This window comes from Roseovarius sp. THAF8, from assembly GCF_009363735.1.
GTDB lineage: Bacteria > Pseudomonadota > Alphaproteobacteria > Rhodobacterales > Rhodobacteraceae > Roseovarius.
In genome coordinates this window covers 4,016,200-4,036,939 of the sequence record NZ_CP045410.1, presented here as the reverse complement: position 1 = coordinate 4,036,939, position 20,740 = coordinate 4,016,200, and the positions used below count along the sequence as shown (strand labels likewise).

Genomic DNA, 20,740 nt, shown 5'->3' with positions numbered 1-20,740 from the left:
GTGGACATTTCGGCGCAGACCAGCCACCGCCGCGGCATCCGCGCACAGGGGCTGGAACATGTAGCGATCCGCCCGTGTTGATCGAACAAGTTCATCACACATTCAATGAGAGGTCAGCATGTCCAAGATCGAGACGATCAACCCCGCCACCGCCGAGAAAATCGCGGATTATGAAACCATGAGCGACGCCGAGGCCTTCGAGGCCGTCGAGGCGTGCCACGCAGCGTTTCTGGAATGGCGCGAGAAAAGCTTTGAAGAGCGCGGCGAGACTCTGAAGGCCATCGCCAAAGCACTCCGTGCGCGCACCGACGACCTGTCGGAGCTGATGACCCGCGAGATGGGCAAGCTTTCGTCGAACGGCAAAGACGAAATCGAGCTGTGCGCGCAGATTTTCGAGTACACCGCCGAGCATGGCCCCGGCCAATTGGAGGACGAAACCCGCGATCTGGGAGACGGTAACAAGGGGCTGGTGACGTATCAGCCGATCGGCGTAATCTACTCGATTCAGCCGTGGAACTTTCCCATCTATCAGCCGGTGCGCGTTCTGGCGGCTGCGCTGATGGCCGGCAACGGATGCGTCCTAAAACACGCCGAGATCTGCACCGGCAGCGCCCTGCGTCTGCGTGAAATCTGCATCGACGCTGGCCTGCCCAAGGATATCTTTCGCGTACTGATCATCGACCATGACACATCTGACAAAGTGATCGAGCATGACAAGGTGCGCGGTGTGACCATGACCGGTTCGGATGCCGCAGGTAGCCATATCGGCTCGGTCGCCAGCAAGGCGCTGAAGAAAACCGTGCTGGAGCTTGGGTCGAACGACGCTTTCCTCGTATTGGAGGATGCCGACGTGGACCTGGCGGTGAAGCTGTCGGTTCAGGGCCGGCTTTACAACAACGGCCAGACCTGTGTGAACGCCAAGCGGTTCATCGTGACGGACAAGGTCTACGACGAGTTCGTGGACGCCTACGTGGCCGCCATGGACAAGATCAAGGTGGGCGCGCCTGACGACGACGACACCGAGCTTGGCCCATTGAGCAGCCAGGGCCAGTTGGAGACTGTCATGGAGCAGGTCGAGGAAAGCGTGAAGAAAGGCGCCAAGATCCTCTGCGGCGGCAAGAAGCTGGACCGCGAGGGTGCGTATTATCCCGCGACCGTGCTGGGTGATGTGACGCCCGGAATGCCGGCCTATGACGACGAGATCTTTGGCCCCGTGGCCTCGGTCATCCGCGCCAAGGACGACGAGGATGCGATGCGCATCGCCAATGACAGCCGGTACGGCCTGGGCGGCGGCATCTTCTCGAAGAACACCGAGCGCGCGACCGAGATGGCGAAGAAGTATTTCGACACCGGCATGGTGCGGATCAACAGCTTTGGCGCCGCACATCCCAACATGCCGTTCGGCGGCGTGAAGGACTCGGGCTATGGCCGCGAGCATGGCGGTTTCGGCGTGCGCGAGTTCGTCAACATCAAGGGCATCTGGCTGGATTGATCCGGCCCGCCGCCCCAACCGAAACGAACACGTGAGAGTAACAATGACCAAACGCAAAACACTGACCACGACCTCGGGCAGCCCCTACACCACCAACGAGACCTCGCGCACAGCCGGTGCGCGGGGTCCGGTGATGTTGGAGGACCACCAGCTGATCGAGAAGCTCGCGCACCAGAACCGTGAACGCATCCCCGAGCGGGTGGTGCACGCCAAGGGCTGGGGCCTGCAAGGCACGTTCACCGTGACCAAGGACATCACGCAATACACTTGCGCCAAGCTGTTTTCCGAGGTCGGGAAGGAGACCGAGGTGCTGTCGCGCTGGTCCACCGTCGCCGGCGAAAGCGGAGCGGCGGATGCCGAGCGTGACGTGCGGGGCTTTTCGCTGAAGTTTTATACCGAGGATGGCAACTGGGACATGGTGGGCAACAACACCCCCATCTTCTTCATCCGTGACGGCTACAAGTTTCCCGACTTCATTCGCACGCAAAAGCGCCACCCCAAGACCAACCTGCGCTCGCCCGAGGCGATGTTCGACTTCTGGTCGGCGCAGCCTGAAAGCGTGCACCAGGTCACGATCCTGATGTCAGATCGCGGCATTCCGCGCAGCCCGGCGCATATGAACGGGTATGGCAGCCATACGTTCTCGATGTGGAACGACAAGGGCGAGCGGCATTGGGTCAAGTTCCATTTCCGCACCCACCAGGGCCACGAAACCCTGTCGGACGCCAAGGCCGCCGAGATCATCGGGCAGACGCGCGAAAGCTACCAGGAAGAGCTGTGGCACATGATCGAGGACGGCAACCATCCCAAGTGGACGCTGTTCATCCAGGTCATGACCGAGGAACAGGCGCTGGAGACGGAGTTCAACCCGTTCGACCTGACCAAGGTCTGGCCGCATGATGACTTTCCGCTGATCGAGGTGGGCGAGCTGGAAATGCACACCTTCCCCGAGAACTATTTCCAGCTGGTCGAGAATGCCGCGTACAGCCCCAACAACGTGGTGCCAGGCATCGGGTTTTCGCCCGACAAAATGCTGCAGGCGCGGCTCTTTGCCTATGCCGACGCGCACCGCTATCGCCTTGGCACGCATTACGAGATGCTACCGGCGAACGCGCCGAAGAACGCGGAAGTTCGCCACTATCACAAGGACGGCGCGATGCGGTTCTTCAGCAACGATTTCGGCAATCCGAACGCCTATTACGAGCCGAACCAGTATGACGGTCCCGTGGCCGACGAAAGCGCCGAGGAGCCGCCCCTGCGGATCGACCCCGAGGCCGTGGTGGGCCGGTTCAAGCAGGAGGAAAGCGACGTCGATTACGTTCAACCCCGCGCGCTTTATGCCGAGGTGCTGAGCGACGAAGAGCGCGACCGCCTGCACAAGAACATGGCCGGCGGCATGGCGCCCGTGTCGGAGGACGTCAAGGAACGCTGGCTGGCCGTCCTGAAGAAGGTGCATCCCGACTATGAGGCAGGCGTGCGCAAGGCGCTGGAGACCGGCAATCACGGTGAGCCGTCGTTGCCGGTGACGGACGACACGCCGGTGGAAGCCGCCGAATAGCCTTCGTCACGGAAACCGCGCAGCAATAAGAAAAGGCCACGTCCGGGCAGGACGTGGCCTTTTCTTGTCGGCAGTTCAATGGCGGACCCGGCCAACCTTCGCAGATGGCCGGGTAGGTCGTGGTCGCGTCAGTTCGACGTGGTGGTGCTGCTCGACCCGTCGAGTGCAATGATGAGCAGAACCCCGACCCCGGCCGCAGCTGCCGCGGCTGCCGCCGGGCCTTGGCCCATGCCCATGCCGGCGCTGGCACAGCGTGCTTGCACGACGTCGCCGCCCGCGCCGAATTGCGCGCCGAGCAGTTCCGCGCCACCACATGCGTTGACGCGGACGGCATATGCCTGGGCGGTTTCACCAGGAAGAAGCGGAGGACCGCTTTGTTGAGCCGCCGCTTGAAGCGGCAGGACCACGCTGAACGCGATAGCGCAAGTCGTTCCGAGAATACGTTTCATAATCACTCGCTTTGTTGTCATTCCGTGTCCGCACGACGGCATAAAGCCGTAGCACCTGACGTGTAAGGCTAGAACCGTAAGATGCAAGTTCAATCAACTTTTTTATGACTGGCGTTCATTCGCTGATGGGCGCTGGGTCGGCTTTGCCATCGGGTCACGGCGGCAAAGCGGACTTGTGTGCCACAGGCCCAACCGCCGCCTGTGCGCCAAGCAAGATTGCCCGCGAAAACCGCCCGGGAAAAGGCCCCGCCTGAATTCGCGGCACCGGGGCGGTTTTGCGGGCCCGTCCTGCGCTATGCGGTCGCCATGCCGAAATTTGTGTTCTACTGTCGCGGCATGACCCTTGGCCCGCGCCTTCTTGTTTTCTCGGATCTCGACGGAACGCTTCTGGATCACGCAAGCTATTCCTGGCAGCCGGCAGCCGGAGTTCTGAGGCGGCTGGAGCTTGCGGGCTGCGGCGTGATCCTGGCCAGCAGCAAGACCGCGGCCGAGATCGCCCCCCTGCGCGACGCCATGGGTCTGGGTGACTGGCCTGCCATCGTGGAAAACGGCAGCGGCGTGCTGGATCCGGGCGCGGACGGCACGGGCGACGACGCCGCCTACCGGGAACTTCGTGCCGCAATCGCGCGTTTGCCGACAGGGTTTACCGGGTTTGGCGACATGACATCTCAGGACACCGCGGCGCATACCGGGCTGTCGGCCAAGGCTGCCGAACTGGCGCGGGCGCGGCAATTCAGCGAGCCGGGGCTATGGTCAGGCAACGACGCGGACCGAGAGATTTTCATCGACAAGGCGCGACAAGCCGGCTTGGCGGCGCAACAGGGCGGGCGGTTTCTGACCCTGTCCTTCGGCGGCACCAAGGCCGATCGCATGGATGCGTTGATCGCCAAGTATCGCCCGGCCAGAACGGTGGCCCTGGGCGATGCGCCGAACGATGTCGAGATGCTGAACCGGGCCGATTTCGGCGTCGTGGTGGCCAACCCGGCCTCACCAGGCATCCCGCCCCTGCCCGGAGAGGACGCGGGCCGCATCCGGCGCACCCGCCTGCCCGGCCCCCAAGGCTGGGCCGAGGCCATGACCGCGCTTCTGGACGAGTTAACCACCACGAAAGATCCCTGACCACATGGCCGATTTTCATCAGAACGGAAATATTACCACGCTGCACAACCTTCGCACCCGCAGTCTGGACGACCTGACCTACGAGCTGACGGCGTTTGCCGAGACGCGGAAGATCTCGCTGATCCTGCCCAGCCTGTATTCCGAACTGGAAGGTCCCGCGCTGCACCACATCATCAACGAGTTGCGCGAGGTGCCCTATCTGCACCGGATCATCATAGGGCTCGACCAGGCCGACGAGGCGCAGTACCGCCACGCCATCGAGTTCTTCGGCCGCCTGCCGCAGCAGCACATGGTTCTGTGGAACGACAGCCCCCGGATGAAGGCGCTTGGCGCCCGGCTGGAGGACAAGGGCATCGCCCCCGAAGAGCCGGGCAAGGGCAAGAACGTCTGGACCTGCATGGGGTACCTGATCGCCTGTGCCGATACCTCCGTCATGGCGCTGCATGATTGCGATATCCTGACCTATGACCGCGAGTTGCTGGCGCGGCTGATCTATCCCGCCGCCCACCCCGGCTTTCGCTACCAGATGGTCAAGGGATACTACCCGCGCGTCGACGGCACCAAGCTGAACGGGCGCGTGACGCGCCTGTTGGTCAGCCCGCTCCTGATCGCGCTGAAGAAGGTGATCGGGGATCGCGATTACCTCGATTACCTGCGCAGTTTCCGCTATCCCTTGTCGGGCGAGTTTGCCATGCGTACGCCGATGCTTCCTGACCTGCGGGTGCCCTCGGACTGGGGGCTTGAGATCGGCGTGCTGTCCGAAGCGTGGCGCAACCTGGCGCCGCAATCGGTCTGCCAGGTCGAGATTTCGGATGCCTACGACCACAAGCACCAGGACCTGTCGCCCGAGGACGCCTCGAAAGGCCTGAGCCGGATGTCGACGGATATCTGCAAGGCCATCTTCCGCAAGCTGGCCTCGGACGGGACGGTGTTCACCCCCAACCTCTTCCGCACGCTCAAGGCCACCTATTACCGCATCGCGCTGGACCTGCTGGAAAGCTACTACGCCGATGCCAAGATGAACGGCCTGAACGTGGACCGCCACAAGGAAGAGAAATCGGTCGAGCTTTTCGCCGAGAACATCATCCGCGCCGGTACCGTGTTCCTGGAAAACCCGCAGGCGACGCCCTTCATCCCGACATGGAGCCGTGTCCATGCCGCCGATCCGGAATTCCTGTCGGATCTCAAGGCGGCGGCGTTTCAGGACACCGAGGAATTCAGCTGAGGGCGTTGCGCTCTGCCGCTCCGCGGCGATTGGAAATCCAGCGGCACTGGTAAGGCGCGAAGGAGACCGTTTCGGCGTCAAAGTCGATCATGTCGCCGGACAACAGGTCGCGCCAGGTGTCATCCTCGATCATGTTGAGGTCCGCAGGGTCTACGGTCACCGCCTCGTCGCTGACATTGTGGATGGCAAAGATCGACTGGTAGCGGTCGAGGCTTTGCCGCCAGACCCCGAAGAGCCGCGGATCAAGGCGCAGGGTGAACTGCGTGGCGTTTGGATGAAACCCCGGCTGGCGGGCGCGGATGCGCAGACGCTCCGACAGGGCCTTCATCACCCGCGCCTGGTCCGAACTTTCGTCTTCCATCCGTTCCAGCAGGTCGGGGTAGTGCCAGCGATGCCTGTTGATCGCGCGGTTCATGCCGCGACGGTCCACAGCCTCGTGATCACTGGGCGTGGCAAGGAAGGAATGGATATAGAAGGCCGGAATGCCCTCGAGCGACATCGGGATCGTCTGTGAGCAGATGAAGCGGTCGAAATGGTGGTCATCCTCGCCCTTGAAGGTCGTGCGCATTGCGTCGAACAGCGAGCAGTTCAACTCGTAGGCCTGTTCGGTGCCGTCGGGCATGGTGCGCATTGACACCAGCGCGCCCGCCGCCTGGGCGGTTTCGATCATGCGGGTCTTTTCGTCCAGGGGCAGAACGCCCTCGGCCGGGCGCATCCCGATCCCGTCATGGCTGGCGGTGAAGTTCAGGTAGGCGCAGCCCAGCTGCGCGGGCGGCATCGTGGCCTGCCACCGGTTGAGGTATTCCGCCGAGCCCGACTGCATCGCGTGCAGGATCAGCGGCGGCAGGGGGAAATTGTAAACGGCGTGCGCCTCGTTGCGATTGCCGAAATAGCTGAGGTTCTCGCTGCGCGGCACGTTGGTTTCGGTCAGCAGCACCACGGTTTCAAACGTGTAATCCACCAGCAGGCGGATCAGTTGCACGATGGCGTGGGTCTGCGGCAGGTGGATGCAGGACGTGCCCGGCTCCTTCCAGATGAAGGCCACGGCGTCCAGCCGCAGGGTGCGCACGCCCTTGTCTATATGCATCCGGATGATGCGCAGCATCTCCAACAGCACCTCGGGGTTGGAAAAATTCAGGTCGATCTGGTCGTGGCTGAAGGTGCACCAGACATGGCGGTCGCCGTTCCGCGTCTCGATCTTCTGCAATAGCGGCGTGGTGCGCGGACGCACGACCGCGCTCAGGTCCTGGTCGGGGTCCGCCTCGTAAAAGAACTTGTCATAGGGCGCGTTGCCCTGCCGGTACTGGTTGAACCAGTTGCCCTGGCTGGAGACGTGATTGAGCACGAGGTCCGACACCAGGTGAAAATTCGAGGCGATGCGGCTGATATCGCTCCATTCGCCCAGGCGCGGATTGACGGCGCAGTAATCCGTCACCGCAAAGCCGTCATCCGAGCTGAACGGAAAGAACGGCAGGACATGAACGCCGTCGACCACGCCGCCCATGTAGCGCGACAGGAAATCCTCCAGCAGGTCGAGCGGTTTGTGCGCGCCGTCAATGATGGTGTCGCCATAGGTAATCAGGAAGGCGTCCTTTTCCGACCAGAGCCGGTTGCTGGGCGTGCGGGCGCGTTTGCGGGGCACCGAGCCTTCGGGCCAGAACGCGGCGATGATGGCGCGTGCAAGGTCCGGTGCGGACTCGTCGGGATAGATTCGGGACAGAAGCTCGCGCAGCCGCGCGTTCAGCAATTTGTGTTCCTGGTGCACGCCCGGATGTTCCCCTTGACCTTGTCCCGCGGGCCCGGCGGTATCGGGCCAGGTCCGCCCCCGTATTGAGCATATCAGCCGGCACGATGAAAGCGGCACAGCACAGTTTGTTCAAGCTGGAAGCCCTGTTAGCCCGGATTTTGGGCAGTTGGTGACCACGGCTGTGCCTGCCTGGGCGACGGGCCGCCTCGATCACCGCGACACCTCCCCGGCGATGCGACCCGCTGTCTTGGTCGCGGGTCATCCGCCGGACGGCCGGATCATACGGCGCGCGGAGGCTCGCAAGATATCATTTTGGGCGGTATCAGTAATTCCCGGCCACGTATTTGGCGATGGCCGCACCGCGCGAGTTGACCGACAGTTTCTGGTAGATCGCCTTGAGGTAATATTTGACCGTGTTCTCGCTGAGGCCCAGCCGGGCGGAGATCTGGAAATTGGTCAGCCCGTCGCCCAGAAGCGCCAGGATCTCGTGCTCGCGTCGCGACAGGGCGTCGGTGTTCTCGGACGTGAGGCGGCGCAGGATCTCGGTCGGGACGATGGAATGTCCCTCGATCAGCTTGCCCAGGATGCGCGGCAGGCTGGTGAGGATCTGGCCCATCATGCAAACCGAGTTGGCCCCGGCCTTGATCGCCGTACGGATGAAGGCGAACTCGGTTTCCTCGGCCACCACCACAACCATCACGTCGGGATAGTCCTTGCGCACGATCGACAGGACCTGCGTCAAATCGCCATCGGCCAGCCGCACCCCGAGGATCAGGATGGTCTTGCCGGTGGCATGGGCGAGGTGCTTGCGCAGGCTGGCCTTGTCGGTCGCGTAATGCCCCAGCTCGACCTCGGGAATCTGCGTCACCAGCGACCCGATTCCCTGGCAGACGATCAGCTGCCGGTCGGCGACGATAACCTGCGGCAAGGCCGTGGTATGACTTGTTTTTTCAGCTGATGTCATGATCGTTCCGGGGGCAGCTTTCATGCGCCAGCTCCTTGTTCCTCCTCACCGTCAGCTCCCCAACAGACGGACCTCGTTCAGTCATAACACCAGTAGAAATGACTGAAATCAAAGGAAATTTCTGTATGCCGGTGTATGCCGAGGCGCCATACCGCCCGATATGTCACCCGGGCGGGTAGGAATTACCTACCCAATGGGCGGTTTCCTCCCTGTTTTGCCGCGAACGGGTCTTCACAGACACGAATTGCGTGCTACGACCCTGCGTCAAGTCATGTGACAGGGAGCGAGAGCATCATGAACGGTTACCAGCATCTTTTCATCCCCGGCCCCACCAATGTGCCGGAACCCGTGCGGCAGGCCATGAACGTGCCGATGGAGGACATGCGCGCACCCGACTTCCCCGACCTGGTGACCGGCCTGCTGACCGACATGAAAAAGGCCTACCGGCTGGAGAATGGCCGGGTCTTCATCTTCCCGTCCTCGGGCACGGGGGCGTGGGAAAGCGCCATCCAGAACACGTTGCAACCCGGCGACAAGGTTCTGATGTCGCGCTTCGGTCAGTTCTCGCTGCTCTGGGTGGACATGGCCGAGCGCCTGGGCCTCGACGTGGTGCTGTGCGAGGTGGAGTGGGGCAAGGGCGTGCCGTTGGAGGAATACGCCAAACACCTGGAGGCGGACACCAACCACGAGATCAAGGCGGTCTTCGCCACCCAGAACGAAACCGCGACCGGCGTGACCTCGGACATCGCGGGCGTGCGCAAGGTGCTGGACGATGCGGGCCACCCGGCGATGCTGTTCGTCGATGGCGTCAGTTCCATCGCCTCGATCGAGTTCGAGATGGAAAGATGGGGCGTGGATCTGGCTGTATCGGGCTCGCAGAAAGGCTTCATGCTGCCCGCGGGACTTGGCTTTCTCGGGGTCAGCGACAAGGCGCTGGAGGCCAACAAGCGGCTGGCCAATTCCGGCATGTCGCGTTGCTATTTCAGCTTCGAGGACATGATCAAGCTGAACGATACCGGCTATTTCCCCTACACACCCGCCACGCAGCTTCTGCGCGGGCTGCGCTGTTCGCTGGACATGATCCTGGACGCCGGGATGGAAAGCATCTGGGCGCGGCACAAGCGGCTGGCCCAAGGCGTGCGTGCCGCGGTCGAGGCGTGGGACGGCTGCGAGCTGGTGGCGCGGGGGCCTGAATGGGAATCCGACACGGTCTCGGCCATCTACGCGCCCGAGGGCGTGGACGCCCGCGACGTGATCTCGACGGCCTACAACAAGTACCAGACCTCGCTGGGCACGGGCCTGAACAAGCTGGCGGGCAAGGCGTTCCGCATCGGGCACCTCGGTTCGCTAAACCCGGTGATGCTGTGCGGGGCGATCTCGGCGGCGGAAATGGCGTTGGTCGATGCCGGCGCCAAGATCGAGCCCGGCTCGGGCGTGGCCGCCGCGCAGGCGCATTACCGCGACACGACACCCGACAATGCCAAGGCCAGCCCCGCCAAGGCGGCGTGATCCCAAAGGGTTGATTGCAACTGCCCTGCCCTTGGCCCATTCTGCGCCAAGGGCGGATCACGACAAGGGAAGAGACATCATGAAAATTCTGGTAACGCGCGCCTGGCCGAAGGCGACCGAGGACCGTTTGACCAATGCCGGGCTGGGCGAGGTGACGCTACGCCACCCCGACACGCCGATGAGCCATGACGAGTGGATGGACGCGGCCAAGACCTATGACGTGATCATGCCCACCGTGTCCGACAAGATCCCGGCGGAGTTCTATCCGGCGGCCAAGGGCAAGGTGAAGATCTTTGCCAACTATGGCGTCGGCTTCAACCATATCGACATCGACGCGGCGGCGGAGAACGACATCACGGTGACCAACACGCCGGACGTGCTGACCGACTGTACCGCCGACCTGGCGATGGGCCTCTTGCTGGCGGCCGCGCGCCGCATCGGCGAAGGCGAACGCGAGACCCGCGCGGGCGGCTGGGAAGGCTGGCGGCCCACCCACATGATCGGCAAGAAAGTCACCGGCGCCACGTTGGGGATCATCGGCTTTGGCCGCATCGGGCAAGCGATGGCGCGCCGGGCGCATAACGGGTTCGGGATGCGGGTCGTGTTCCAGGACGCCTGGGAGGTGCCCGAGGACATCAAGAGCGCCAACGGCAACGCCGAACAGCTGCCCAGCATGGTCGAGGTCGCGGCAGAGGCCGATTTCCTGTCGCTGCATTGCCCCGGCGGCGCAGACACCTACAAGATGATCAACGCCATCATCTTCAACGCCATGAAACCAGGCGCGATCCTGGTGAACTCGGCCCGCGGCGACGTGGTGGACGAAGACGCGCTTTTCGATGCGCTCGAGTCCGGCAAACTGGCGGCAGCGGGGCTGGATGTGTATCACAACGAACCGGCGCTCGATCCGCGTTTCCTGAAATACGACAACATCGTGCTGGCCCCGCACCTGGGCAGCGCCACGGATGGCACGCGGGAGGCCATGGGCTTTCGCGCGATCGACAACCTCGAAGCGTTTCTCAAGGGCGACACGCCCGGCGACCTCGTGACTCCGAAGTGATGTTTACCGCGCCTTAACCAAGGTGTGCAAAGGATCGGGCCATGAGTCAGAATGGCCCGATCACCCCCGATGCGTGGATGGCGGATGTCTTTCGCGCGAAAGCTGCCAGAGACGGATGCATCATCCGCCGGCGTCTGCGCGATATCGACCGATATGTAGGTCGCGCCGCATTTCTTTGCGAACTCGAAAGACGAGGTTTCCAGGCGATGGAAAACGCCGGTCAGCTTGTGATCTTCTGCAATCGAGAACCGGTTCGCCGGGTGCTCTGAGCCGATTTTTCGCAAAAAATCGGATTGGAAAATTGCTATTTTCCAATCCGGAATTTTCGAAAATTCCGGTCGCCTCGACCTTGATACGAGTGCCCTGACGGCATCCCGCCGCATTCCGCGGCCCCTGCCACGGGTAGCCCGCCCTACCCGTTCCGGCCCCTCCCCCAACCCGGGGTGCACATTGCTACCCGTGCGAAAGTATCGCGCGGGCGGATTGCAGGACAGAATGGGACAACACGATGCGAGGAGGGCATGTGCATGGACATCCATGAATTCCAGGCCAAGGAGTTGCTGAGCGGCTTCGGCGTGAACATACCGCGGGGTGGCATCGCCTACAGCCCGGAACAGGCGGTCTATCGCTGTTCGGAACTGTCGGGCAAAAGCTGGGTCGTCAAGGCGCAGATCCATTCCGGCGCCCGTGGCAAGGCGGGGGGCGTGCGCGTCTGCAAGTCCGAGGAAGAGGTCTGGGATGCGGCCTCGTGGATGCTGGGCCGCAAGCTCGTGACCCACCAGACAGGCCCGAACGGCAAGCTGGTCAGCCGTCTGTACGTGGAAGAAGCCACCGACATCGCGCAGGAAATCTACCTGGGCTTCGTGATGGACCGCAAGCTGGAGCGCGTGGTGGTCGTCGCCTCGGCCCAAGGCGGCATGGAGATCGAGGAGATCTCGGAAAGCGAACCCGACTCGATCATCCGCTCGGTGGTGGACCCCGCCGTGGGTATGCAGAATTTCCAGGCGCGCGAGATCGCGTTCTCTCTGGGCCTTGATCCCGCGCTGATCAACCAGGCGGCCAAGACGATCATGGGCTGCTACCGGATGATGTGGGAGACCGACGCCAACATGGTCGAGATCAACCCGCTCGTGGTGACCGGCTCGAACGAGATCGTGGCGCTGGATGCCAAGGTCAGCTTTGACGAGAACGCGTTGTTCCGGCACCCGCATATTTCCGAGCTGCGCGACAAGAGCCAAGAGGACCCGCGCGAGACATACGCGGGCGACCGTGGCCTCAGCTATATCGGCCTCGACGGACAGATCGGCTGTATCGTCAACGGCGCCGGCCTCGCCATGGCGACGCTCGACATGATCAAGATGGCCGGCGGCGAGCCCGCGAACTTCCTCGACGTGGGCGGCGGCGCCAGCCCCGAGCGGGTGTTGCAATCCTTCAAGTCGGTGCTGAACGACCCAAATGTCGAGGCGATCCTGGTGAACATCTTCGCCGGCATCAACCGCTGCGACTGGATCGCCGAGGGCGTGATCCTGGCGGTCAAGGAACTGGACCTGAAGATGCCGCTGGTGGTGCGCCTTTCGGGCACGAACGTGGACGAAGGCATGAAACTTCTGGCCGACAGCGGGCTGGACATTGAGACGGCCTCTTCTCTTGCGGAGGCGGCGGACAAGGTGGTGGCCGCGTGGCGCTCCACCGACAGCGCATATGCGGAGGCAAGCTGATGGCGATCATCATCGACAAGGATACCCGCGTTCTGGTCACCGGGATCACCGGCAGGATCGGCAGTTTTCACGCCCAGGACATGATCAACCACGGCACCAACGTCGTGGGCGGCGTGACGCCCGGCAAGGGCGGCACCAAGCATCTGGGCCTGCCGGTGTTCAACACCGTCAAGGGCGCCGTCGCAGAGACCGATGCCGAACTGGTTGTCAGCTTCGTGCCCCCGCCCTTTGCCGCGGATTCGATCATGGAAGCGGCGGATGCGGGCATCAGGACCTGCGTCTGCATCGCCGACGGCATTCCGGCGCAGGACATGATCGACGTCAAACGCTACATGCGCCGCTACAAGGCCGAGAAGCGTATGCGCCTCATTGGCCCCAACTGCGCCGGGATCATCACGCCGGGACAGGCCTTTGCCGGGCTGATGCCGCCCTCGATCTACAAGCCGGGGCGTGTTGGCATCGTGGGCCGCTCAGGCACGCTGGGCTATGAGGCCGCAAGCCAGATGAGCGCGCATGGCATCGGCGTCAGTTCGTCGATCGGCATAGGCGGCGATCCGATCAACGGATCCAGCTTCAAAGACATTCTGGAGCTGTTCGAGGCCGACCCCGATACCGACGCGGTGGTTCTGGTGGGCGAGATCGGCGGCCCGCAGGAGGCCGAGGCGGCGGAATATATCCGCGATCACATGACCAAGCCGGTGGCGGCCTATATCGCGGGCCTGTCGGCCCCGAAAGGGCGGCGCATGGGCCACGCGGGCGCCATCGTGTCGGCCTTCGGCGAGTCGGCGCAGGAAAAGGTCGACATCCTGAAACAGGCGGGCGTGACCATCGTGCCGACGCCGTCGTCCTTCGGGGAAGTGGTCGAGAAAATGGTGGCCTGACCCACGTCAGGGCGGCGCGCACTCTCCCAAGCGTTGCGCCGAACCTGGGCCATCACGAAGCCCCGGCATGTCAAGTGCCGGGGCTTACTCTTTCCAGGGGCCTGCGCCGCAAAGCTGATCCGAAGCGTCCGGTCCTTAACCTGACACATCAGATAAATGCGGGGCACCTGCATAGGCCAGGCCCTGCACTGCGCAGCGCCGAAAGCCGTGATCCACGTCGTTCGAAACGCTTTGGGTCAGCGCTCGATCTGGTCTGCAAGGCTCTCGGCCCGGGCGGCGATCTCGGCCAACGATTCCGTCACCTGTTCCGGGATGACCGCCACCTCGACGCGTTCGGGTTCGGGCTGGGGCGCATTGCGCAGCTGGTCCAGTTCGGCTTCCTTCTCGGCCATCTTGTCCTCGGCCTCGCGCAGCTTGTCCTGCACGCCCGCGGTCTTGTCGGCCAGCATCAGGCCCGCCATCAGCAACATGCGCGTCTCGGGGATGCGGCCGATCTGGGCAGACAGCACGCTGGCCTCTTCGTCCAGCATCTTCGCGGCGGCATGCAGATAGTGTTCTTCGCCGTCCTGGCAGGCGACCTCGAAGGTGCGTCCCCCGATCTCGATCTCGACTTCGGGCATCAGGCGTCCTCCGCATTGGATGTGTCGGGCCTGGCCGCGCCTTCCAGTACGGCGGTCAGTTCCGACAGGATGGCACTGGTCTCGGCCCGGTCGGCGGCGCGGTTGGCGCGCAGGCTTTCCAGTTCCGCCATCATGGATTTGTTGATCAGGTGCGCCTCGCCAACGCCGGCGGCATTGGCTTCGCGCAGGGCGACGTTGTTGTCGCGCAATTGCTGATTGGCCCGGCGCAGGGATTGCAGCTCGCCATCGAGCCGTGACAGCGACTGGGCGTTCTGCTCGCGCAGCGCCTCCAGTTCCTCCTCCAGCGCGTTGCGCTTGTCGCGCAGGGACTTGACCCGCTCTTCAAGCTGTTCGCTCGCCAACTTCTCATCTGCAAGGGCCTGCTTCACCTCGGCCAGTTCGGCGGGGTCCACCGCGGCCCCGGCGCCCGCCTCGAGCCCACGCCCGATGCGGTCCAACGCGGCGTTGATCCGCCGCTCCAATTCCACTATCTCGCTCATCTCCTCGGTCCCCGTCTGGCTTTGCCCGTCGCGGCAGGTCATGGATCGGCACCCTGCACATCGGCACGAGTGCCGAAGAGTGCGCGAATCGCCCGCCTTAAGCATGTGCTGCAACTCTAACCAATGGTTACAGAAATTGCGCCCCTTAACGTGATACTGCAACCCAAGGCGTTTCGCGACAGACCTGAGGTGCAGCTACCCGCGCAACGCGGCACGACAGCCAATCGTTGCCTGCGTTTCGCCATTGGATGATGCCTCGGGTCAAAGGCGAAACGCTTTGGGGCGGCGCGGGGGCGCTTGATCTTTGCTTCGGGGCTGGTATGCACGGCCCCGAATGCCATTTCCAAAAGGACGCTGCCCCGTGGATATCGCTGCCCTGCGCTCTGCTCATCCCGATCACTGGAACAAGGCCGCCGCCATTCGCGCGCTGACGCTGGATGCGGTCCACGCGGCCAATTCGGGCCATTCCGGCATGCCCATGGGCATGGCCGACGTGGCCACCGTGCTTTACGAAAAGCACCTGAAATTCGACGCAAGCGCCCCCAACTGGCCCGACCGGGACCGTTTCATCCTGTCCGCCGGCCATGGCTCGATGCTGCTTTACTCGCTGCTCTACCTGACGGGCTACGAGGGCATGACGCTCGACCAGATCAAGAACTTCCGCCAGTGGGACGCGATCACGGCGGGCCACCCGGAAAACTTCCTGCATGACGCAATCGAGACCACGACCGGCCCGCTGGGCCAGGGCATCTCGAACGCCGTCGGCTTCGCCATCGCCGAGGAAGCCCTGCGCGCGCGCTTCGGCAAGAAGGCGGTGGATCACCATACCTATGTCATCGCCGGCGACGGCTGCCTGATGGAGGGCGTCAGTCACGAGGCGATCGGCCTCGCCGGGCGGCTTGGCCTGGGCAAGCTGATCGTGCTGTGGGACAACAACAACATCACCATCGATGGCAAGGTCGATCTGGCCAGCCGCACCGACCAGGTGAAGCGCTTCCGCGCCGAAGGCTGGCAGGTGATCGAGATCGACGGGCATGACCCCGAAGAGATCGACGCGGCGTTGACCAAGGCCAAAACCGGCCGTCGCCCCACGATGATCGCCTGCAAGACGCATATCGCCCTGGGGCACGCGGCACAGGACACGTCGAAAGGCCACGGCGCGCTGACCGACGCCGACCAGATGGCGGCGGCGAAAGAGGCCTATGGCTGGACGACCGGCCCATTCGAGGTGCCCGCCGACATCAAGAAAGCCTGGGAAGCCATCGGCAAGCGCGGCGCCGAGGCCCATGCCGAGTGGAAGACCCGTATGGGCGAGCTGAGCGACCGCCGCCAGGCCGAGTTCACCCGCATCATGGATGGCGACGTGCCGAAATCGCTGGCCTCGCGCATCCGCGCTCTGAAAAAGCAGATCTCCGAGGAAGCGCCCAAGGTCGCCACCCGCAAATCCAGCGAGATGGTGCTGGAGGTCGTGAATCCGATCATGCAGGAGACCATCGGCGGCTCGGCCGACCTTTCGGGCTCGAACAACACCAAGTCGGGTGACATGAGCGTCTTCGACGAGGGCAACCGCCGGGGCCGCTACATCCATTACGGCATCCGCGAGCATGGCATGGCGGCGGCGATGAACGGCATGGCTCTGCATGGCGGCATTCGTCCCTATGGCGGCACCTTCATGTGCTTTACCGACTATGCCCGCCCCGCGATGCGGCTAGCCGCGCTGATGAAGGTGCCCAGCGTCTTCGTGATGACCCATGACAGCATCGGTCTGGGCGAAGATGGCCCAACCCACCAGCCGATCGAGCACCTGGCGATCAGCCGTGCGACGCCCAACACCAACGTCTTCCGCCCCTGCGACACGGTGGAAACCGCCGAGGCGTGGGAACTGGCGCTGACCTCGAAATCTACGCCGTCGGTCCTGTCGCTGACCCGCCAGGGCGTGCCGACATTGCGAACCGAGCACAAGCAGAAGAACCTGACCGCGCAAGGCGCCTACGTTCTGGCCGATGCCGAGGGCAAGCGCCAGGCGCTGTTGATGGCGACGGGCTCGGAAGTGGCGATTGCCATGGCCGCGCGGGACCTCTTGCAGGCCGAAGGCATCGGCACGCGCGTCGTCTCGATGCCCTGCTGGGAGCTTTTCGAGGAACAGGACGAAGCGTACCGCCGCAAGGTCCTGCCTGCCGGCCCCGTCCGCGTCGCGGTCGAGGCCGCGATCCGCTTCGGCTGGGACCGCTGGCTTTTCGGCGAGCGCGGCAAGCGCGAGAAATCGGGCTTTGTCGGCATGCACGGCTTCGGCGCGTCCGCCCCGGCCGAGGTCCTTTACGAGCAGTTCGGCATCACCGCCGAGGCCGTGGCCGAGAAGGCCAAGTCGCTGCTCTGACGCATCTGTGATCGCGCGCGCGGGAACCGCCCTCGCGCGCGCGGGTTTTCTCCTCGATGCATCAGAGGAGATCCCCCACATGACATTTCGCCCGATCCTGACAGGAACCGCTCTTGTCGTCGCCCTGCCCGCCTTCGGGCAGGAATTCGAGCGTGAACCGCGCAACACCGATCTCGAACCGGCCTTCGAGGGCCAGTTCCGCGCGCCGCTCGACACCAGCGACGTGGACCTTCTGGTCACCGATATCGCGACCGGGCTGGAACATCCCTGGGGGATCGCGATCCTGCCGGAGGACGGCGGCTACATCGTGACCGAACGCCCCGGCCGCCTGCGCCACGTGGCGGAGGACGGAACGCTGTCAGACCCCATCGCCGGAATGCCCGAGGTCGCGGCCCAGGGTCAGGGCGGGCTGCTCGACGTGGTGCTGTCCCCCGATTTCGCCGAGACCCGCCGGATCTATATCAGCTACGCCAAGCCGGTCGGGGACGGTCTGATGGCGACCGCCGCGGCCTATGGCACGCTGAGCGAGGACATGACCGAGGTGACCGACCTGACGGAGATCTTCGTGCAGGAGCCGGGCGCCACCGTGGACAAGCATTTCGGCTCGAGACTCGTCTTCGATGACGCGGGGCACGTGTTCATCACCACCGGCGAGCATTCCTCGATGGAATACCGCGACTACGCGCAGGATACGTCCAACACCTTTGGCGTCATCGTCCGCATGACGCTTGACGGCGAGGTTCCCCAGGACAATCCGTTCGTGGGCGACGAAGACGCCATCGACAGCATCTGGTCCTACGGCCATCGCAACGTGCAGGGGGCCACGATGCGCGATGGGAAGCTCTGGACCATCGAACACGGCCCCAAGGGCGGCGACGAGCTGAACCGGCCCGAACCCGGAAAGAACTATGGCTGGCCGGTCATTTCCTACGGCGAGACCTATGGCGGCGCACCCATCGGCTCGGGCGAGGCACAGCGCGACGGCATGGAGCAGCCGGTCTATTTCTGGGACCCGGTGATCGCACCGGGGGACATGACCTCGTATGACGGCGGCGTGTTCAGCGATTGGGACGGTGATTTCCTGATCGGGTCGCTGAAGCCGGGCGGCATTGTCCGCCTGGAAATGGACGCCGACGGCAAGGTTGCCGCCGAAGAGCGTCTGGCGATGGATTTGGGCCGCGTGCGCGACGTGGATGTGGACGGCGACGGGTCGATCCTGGCGATCACGGACTATGCCGACGGACGCCTTGTGCGGATTACGACCGACGGCGCGGGCGGCTGAGGCCGGGCATCCCGCCCCCCCGAGCGTGATCGTGGGCCATCGCCCTATCGAGGGTTTGCGATGTCAGGCGCGGCTCAGTGGGCCGCGCCTTTTCCGAACACCGACGCCCAGACCGGCGCGACGAATTTGGTGCCGATCGGAATGAGCACCAGCCCGAGGGCCAGCCCGATCACGCCGTCCACGGCCGCCTGCACCCCCCAGGCGACAAGGCCCTGGAACCGATCCACCGCATGGGCGGCGTCCTCGGCCCAGTGGTGGATCGTGTCATAGGGCATCGACCAACCCATCTCTGCCAGGCTGTGCAGGATGATCGAGCCCCCCACCCAGAGCATCGCCGCGGTGCCCACGATCATCAGCAGCTTCATGAAATAGGGCATCCCCTTGACGATCCCGCGACCCAGGGCGCGCGTGACGCCGAAATTGCCGTTCTGCGCCATGAAAAGCCCCGCGTCGTCGGCCTTCACGATCAGCGCCACCGCGCCGTAGACGACCACGGTGATGCCCACGGCGACCACGGCCAGTGTCGCGGCCTCCATCCAGAAATTGCTGGGCGGAATGTTCGACAGCGCGATGGTCATGATCTCGGCCGACAGGATGAAATCCGTCTTGATCGCCCCCTGCACGCGCTTTTCCTCCAGATGCGCGGGATCCTTGGTCTGGTGACTGCCGTCCGGCCCGCCGTGATGCTTGCCCACGCCAAGCGCATGGGCCACCTTTTCAGCCCCCTCGAAGCACAGGTATGCGCCGCCCAGCATCAGCAAGGGCGGAATCAGCCACGGCGCGAAGTTGGCAAGCGCCAGCCCCGCCGGCAACAGAAAGACCAGCTTGTTGAACAGCGACCCGCGCGCGATCTTCCACACGATCGGCAATTCACGGGCGGGCGCGAAGCCCCGCAGGTATTTCGGCGTCACGGCGGCATCGTCGATCGCCGCGCCCGCCGCCTTGGCCCCCGCCTTGGCCGCCTGACCCGCCACGTCGTCGACCGATGCCGCCGCCAGCTTTACCAGGCTCGCCACATCGTCCAGCAATGCCAGAAGTCCACTCATGCTCTTGCCTCTCGTTACGCTTCGTCGAGTATTGTTGGCGCAATCATGCCCCGTGGCAGCGGGTTTGCGCAAACGGTTAACGCTAACACGCCAAACCCCTGCGTTTTAAGGGTTTCAGCGGCGCGCCCTTGGGTCTATATCGCCCCCAACACCCGGATAGGAGAACAAAATGACCGTCACCGTCGGCATCAACGGATTCGGCCGGATCGGCCGCTGCACCCTGGCCCATATCGCGGCCAGCACGCGCAACGACATCAAGGTCGCCAAGGTCAATGCCACCGGCCCGCTGGAAACCGCGGCACACCTGATGAAATACGACAGCGTGCATGGCCGCTTTCCGGGCGACATCACCCTGGGCGACGGCACGATGGATCTGGGCCGCGGCCCGATGGAGATGTTCTCGACCTACGACATGGACGAACTGGACTGGTCCGGCGTCGACGTGGTGCTGGAATGCACCGGCAAGTTCAATGACGGCGAGAAGGCCAAGAAGCACCTCGACCGCGGCGCGGGCAAGGTCCTGCTGTCCGCGCCCGGCAAGAACGTCGACCGCACCGTGGTGTTCGGCGTCAATGACGGCGAATTGCAGGCCGGCGAACGCATGATCTCGAACGGCTCCTGCACCACCAATTGCCTTGCCCCGGTGGCCAAGGTCCTGCACGAGGCAATCGGCATCGAGAGCGGCATCATGACCACGATCCACGCCTATACCGGCGACCAGCCGACGCTCGACCGCCGCCACAAGGACCTTTACCGCGCCCGCGCCGCGGCCATGTCGATGATCCCCACCTCCACCGGCGCCGCCAAGGCATTGGGCGAAGTTCTGCCCGACCTCAAGGGCAAGCTCGACGGCTCGGCCATCCGCGTCCCCACGCCGAACGTGTCGGCGGTGGACCTGACCTTCCTCGCCAAAAAGGACGTGACCGCGGACGACGTGAACGCCATCATGGCCGAAGCGGCGGCAGGTCCGATGAAGGGCGTTCTGGGCTACGATCCCGAACCCAAGGTGTCGGTCGATTTCAACCACACCGAGGAAAGCTCGATCTTCGCCCCCGACCAGACCCGCGTGACCGGCGGCCGGCTGGTGCGCGTTCTGGCGTGGTACGACAACGAATGGGGCTTTTCGTGCCGCATGGCCGACGTGGCCGTCGCGATGGCCCGTCTCGCCTGAAGCCACCCAGGCGGCAGTGACACGG

Annotated in this window: 18 protein-coding genes; 12 read left to right on the top strand and 6 right to left on the bottom strand. The window is 63.9% G+C overall.

Annotated features, from left to right (window positions below; genetic code table 11):
• Window positions 1-118: 118 nt before the first annotated feature.
• Entirely contained in the window at window positions 119-1,492 is a 1,374-nt protein-coding gene (locus tag FIU85_RS19810; protein ID WP_152498122.1) for an NAD-dependent succinate-semialdehyde dehydrogenase, read from the top strand.
• 43 nt (window positions 1,493-1,535) lie between these two features.
• The gene (locus tag FIU85_RS19805; RefSeq protein ID WP_152498121.1) at window positions 1,536-3,050 is read left to right on the top strand and encodes a catalase; all 1,515 of its coding nucleotides are present in this window, start codon (window positions 1,536-1,538) and stop codon (window positions 3,048-3,050) included.
• A gap of 128 nt (window positions 3,051-3,178) precedes the next feature.
• On the opposite strand, the gene FIU85_RS19800 is transcribed toward FIU85_RS19805, so the two are convergent.
• On the bottom strand, window positions 3,179-3,499 hold the full coding sequence (locus FIU85_RS19800) for a hypothetical protein (RefSeq protein ID WP_152492719.1): 321 nt from the start codon (window positions 3,497-3,499) through the stop codon (window positions 3,179-3,181).
• A gap of 306 nt (window positions 3,500-3,805) precedes the next feature.
• On the opposite strand from FIU85_RS19800, the gene FIU85_RS19795 reads away from it, so the two are divergent.
• Both FIU85_RS19795 and FIU85_RS19790 read left to right on the top strand, forming a co-directional pair.
• Complete coding sequence (locus tag FIU85_RS19795) at window positions 3,806-4,618, top strand: mannosyl-3-phosphoglycerate phosphatase (protein WP_254702960.1); 813 nt, start codon at window positions 3,806-3,808, stop codon at window positions 4,616-4,618.
• Window positions 4,619-4,622: 4 nt separating this feature from the next.
• Entirely contained in the window at window positions 4,623-5,843 is a 1,221-nt protein-coding gene (locus tag FIU85_RS19790) for a glycosyl transferase (RefSeq protein ID WP_152498120.1), read from the top strand.
• Here the strand turns inward: FIU85_RS19790 and FIU85_RS19785 are convergent.
• Window positions 5,836-7,608: a sugar phosphorylase gene (locus FIU85_RS19785; protein WP_152498119.1), complete on the bottom strand. Its 1,773-nt coding sequence runs from the start codon at window positions 7,606-7,608 to the stop codon at window positions 5,836-5,838. The two genes, FIU85_RS19790 and FIU85_RS19785, sit on opposite strands and share 8 nt — an antisense overlap.
• Window positions 7,609-7,912: 304 nt before the next feature.
• On the bottom strand, window positions 7,913-8,518 hold the full coding sequence (locus FIU85_RS19780) for a response regulator transcription factor (RefSeq protein ID WP_254702959.1): 606 nt from the start codon (window positions 8,516-8,518) through the stop codon (window positions 7,913-7,915).
• A gap of 330 nt (window positions 8,519-8,848) precedes the next feature.
• On the opposite strand from FIU85_RS19780, the gene FIU85_RS19775 reads away from it, so the two are divergent.
• The 5 genes from FIU85_RS19775 (at window position 8,849) to sucD (ending at window position 13,719) form a co-directional block, all read left to right on the top strand.
• Complete coding sequence (locus tag FIU85_RS19775) at window positions 8,849-10,063, top strand: aminotransferase class V-fold PLP-dependent enzyme (protein WP_152498118.1); 1,215 nt, start codon at window positions 8,849-8,851, stop codon at window positions 10,061-10,063.
• Between the two features lie 79 nt (window positions 10,064-10,142).
• Complete coding sequence (locus FIU85_RS19770; protein ID WP_152498117.1) at window positions 10,143-11,120, top strand: D-glycerate dehydrogenase; 978 nt, start codon at window positions 10,143-10,145, stop codon at window positions 11,118-11,120.
• A 41-nt stretch (window positions 11,121-11,161) separates the two neighbouring features.
• Window positions 11,162-11,389: an N-(5'-phosphoribosyl)anthranilate isomerase gene (locus FIU85_RS19765; RefSeq protein WP_152498116.1), complete on the top strand. Its 228-nt coding sequence runs from the start codon at window positions 11,162-11,164 to the stop codon at window positions 11,387-11,389.
• 258 nt (window positions 11,390-11,647) lie between these two features.
• Window positions 11,648-12,838: a malate--CoA ligase subunit beta gene (locus tag FIU85_RS19760; protein ID WP_152492724.1), complete on the top strand. Its 1,191-nt coding sequence runs from the start codon at window positions 11,648-11,650 to the stop codon at window positions 12,836-12,838.
• On the top strand, window positions 12,838-13,719 hold the full coding sequence (sucD, locus tag FIU85_RS19755; protein WP_152498115.1) for a succinate--CoA ligase subunit alpha: 882 nt from the start codon (window positions 12,838-12,840) through the stop codon (window positions 13,717-13,719). The genes FIU85_RS19760 and sucD overlap by 1 nt, the downstream gene beginning before the upstream one ends.
• 236 nt (window positions 13,720-13,955) lie before the next feature.
• On the opposite strand, the gene FIU85_RS19750 is transcribed toward sucD, so the two are convergent.
• Together FIU85_RS19750 and FIU85_RS19745 are read right to left on the bottom strand one after the other, a co-directional pair.
• Window positions 13,956-14,339: a cell division protein ZapA gene (locus FIU85_RS19750; protein WP_152492726.1), complete on the bottom strand. Its 384-nt coding sequence runs from the start codon at window positions 14,337-14,339 to the stop codon at window positions 13,956-13,958.
• Window positions 14,339-14,881, bottom strand: a complete 543-nt coding sequence (locus FIU85_RS19745; RefSeq protein ID WP_254701654.1) for a hypothetical protein — start codon at window positions 14,879-14,881, stop codon at window positions 14,339-14,341. Before FIU85_RS19745 ends, FIU85_RS19750 begins: the two co-directional genes overlap by 1 nt.
• Window positions 14,882-15,200: 319 nt before the next feature.
• On the opposite strand from FIU85_RS19745, the gene tkt reads away from it, so the two are divergent.
• Together tkt and FIU85_RS19735 are read left to right on the top strand one after the other, a co-directional pair.
• Window positions 15,201-17,216: a transketolase gene (gene tkt, locus FIU85_RS19740; RefSeq protein WP_152498114.1), complete on the top strand. Its 2,016-nt coding sequence runs from the start codon at window positions 15,201-15,203 to the stop codon at window positions 17,214-17,216.
• 79 nt (window positions 17,217-17,295) lie between these two features.
• Window positions 17,296-18,498, top strand: a complete 1,203-nt coding sequence (locus FIU85_RS19735; protein ID WP_152492728.1) for a PQQ-dependent sugar dehydrogenase — start codon at window positions 17,296-17,298, stop codon at window positions 18,496-18,498.
• 74 nt (window positions 18,499-18,572) lie between these two features.
• On the opposite strand, the gene FIU85_RS19730 is transcribed toward FIU85_RS19735, so the two are convergent.
• Window positions 18,573-19,544 carry a DUF808 domain-containing protein gene (locus FIU85_RS19730; protein WP_152492729.1) on the bottom strand — a complete coding sequence of 324 codons (972 nt, stop codon included), beginning with the start codon at window positions 19,542-19,544 and terminating at the stop codon, window positions 18,573-18,575.
• 169 nt (window positions 19,545-19,713) lie between these two features.
• Between FIU85_RS19730 and gap the strand changes: the two genes are divergently transcribed.
• Window positions 19,714-20,715 carry a type I glyceraldehyde-3-phosphate dehydrogenase gene (gap, locus tag FIU85_RS19725; RefSeq protein ID WP_152498113.1) on the top strand — a complete coding sequence of 334 codons (1,002 nt, stop codon included), beginning with the start codon at window positions 19,714-19,716 and terminating at the stop codon, window positions 20,713-20,715.
• The last annotated feature ends 25 nt before the right edge of the window (window positions 20,716-20,740 follow it).

Bases quoted from the DNA above. Each gene is read 5' to 3' on its own strand.
- FIU85_RS19810 (WP_152498122.1), top strand. From the start codon at position 119: ATGTCCAAGATCGAGACGATCAACCCCGCCACCGCCGAGAAAATCGCG.
- FIU85_RS19805 (WP_152498121.1), top strand. From the start codon at position 1,536: ATGACCAAACGCAAAACACTGACCACGACCTCGGGCAGCCCCTACACC.
- FIU85_RS19800 (WP_152492719.1), bottom strand. From the start codon at position 3,499: ATGAAACGTATTCTCGGAACGACTTGCGCTATCGCGTTCAGCGTGGTC.
- FIU85_RS19795 (WP_254702960.1), top strand. From the start codon at position 3,806: ATGCCGAAATTTGTGTTCTACTGTCGCGGCATGACCCTTGGCCCGCGC.
- FIU85_RS19790 (WP_152498120.1), top strand. From the start codon at position 4,623: ATGGCCGATTTTCATCAGAACGGAAATATTACCACGCTGCACAACCTT.
- FIU85_RS19775 (WP_152498118.1), top strand. From the start codon at position 8,849: ATGAACGGTTACCAGCATCTTTTCATCCCCGGCCCCACCAATGTGCCG.
- FIU85_RS19770 (WP_152498117.1), top strand. From the start codon at position 10,143: ATGAAAATTCTGGTAACGCGCGCCTGGCCGAAGGCGACCGAGGACCGT.
- FIU85_RS19765 (WP_152498116.1), top strand. From the start codon at position 11,162: ATGAGTCAGAATGGCCCGATCACCCCCGATGCGTGGATGGCGGATGTC.
- FIU85_RS19760 (WP_152492724.1), top strand. From the start codon at position 11,648: ATGGACATCCATGAATTCCAGGCCAAGGAGTTGCTGAGCGGCTTCGGC.
- sucD (WP_152498115.1), top strand. From the start codon at position 12,838: ATGGCGATCATCATCGACAAGGATACCCGCGTTCTGGTCACCGGGATC.
- FIU85_RS19750 (WP_152492726.1), bottom strand. From the start codon at position 14,339: ATGCCCGAAGTCGAGATCGAGATCGGGGGACGCACCTTCGAGGTCGCC.
- FIU85_RS19745 (WP_254701654.1), bottom strand. From the start codon at position 14,881: ATGACCTGCCGCGACGGGCAAAGCCAGACGGGGACCGAGGAGATGAGC.
- FIU85_RS19735 (WP_152492728.1), top strand. From the start codon at position 17,296: ATGACATTTCGCCCGATCCTGACAGGAACCGCTCTTGTCGTCGCCCTG.
- FIU85_RS19730 (WP_152492729.1), bottom strand. From the start codon at position 19,544: ATGAGTGGACTTCTGGCATTGCTGGACGATGTGGCGAGCCTGGTAAAG.
- gap (WP_152498113.1), top strand. From the start codon at position 19,714: ATGACCGTCACCGTCGGCATCAACGGATTCGGCCGGATCGGCCGCTGC.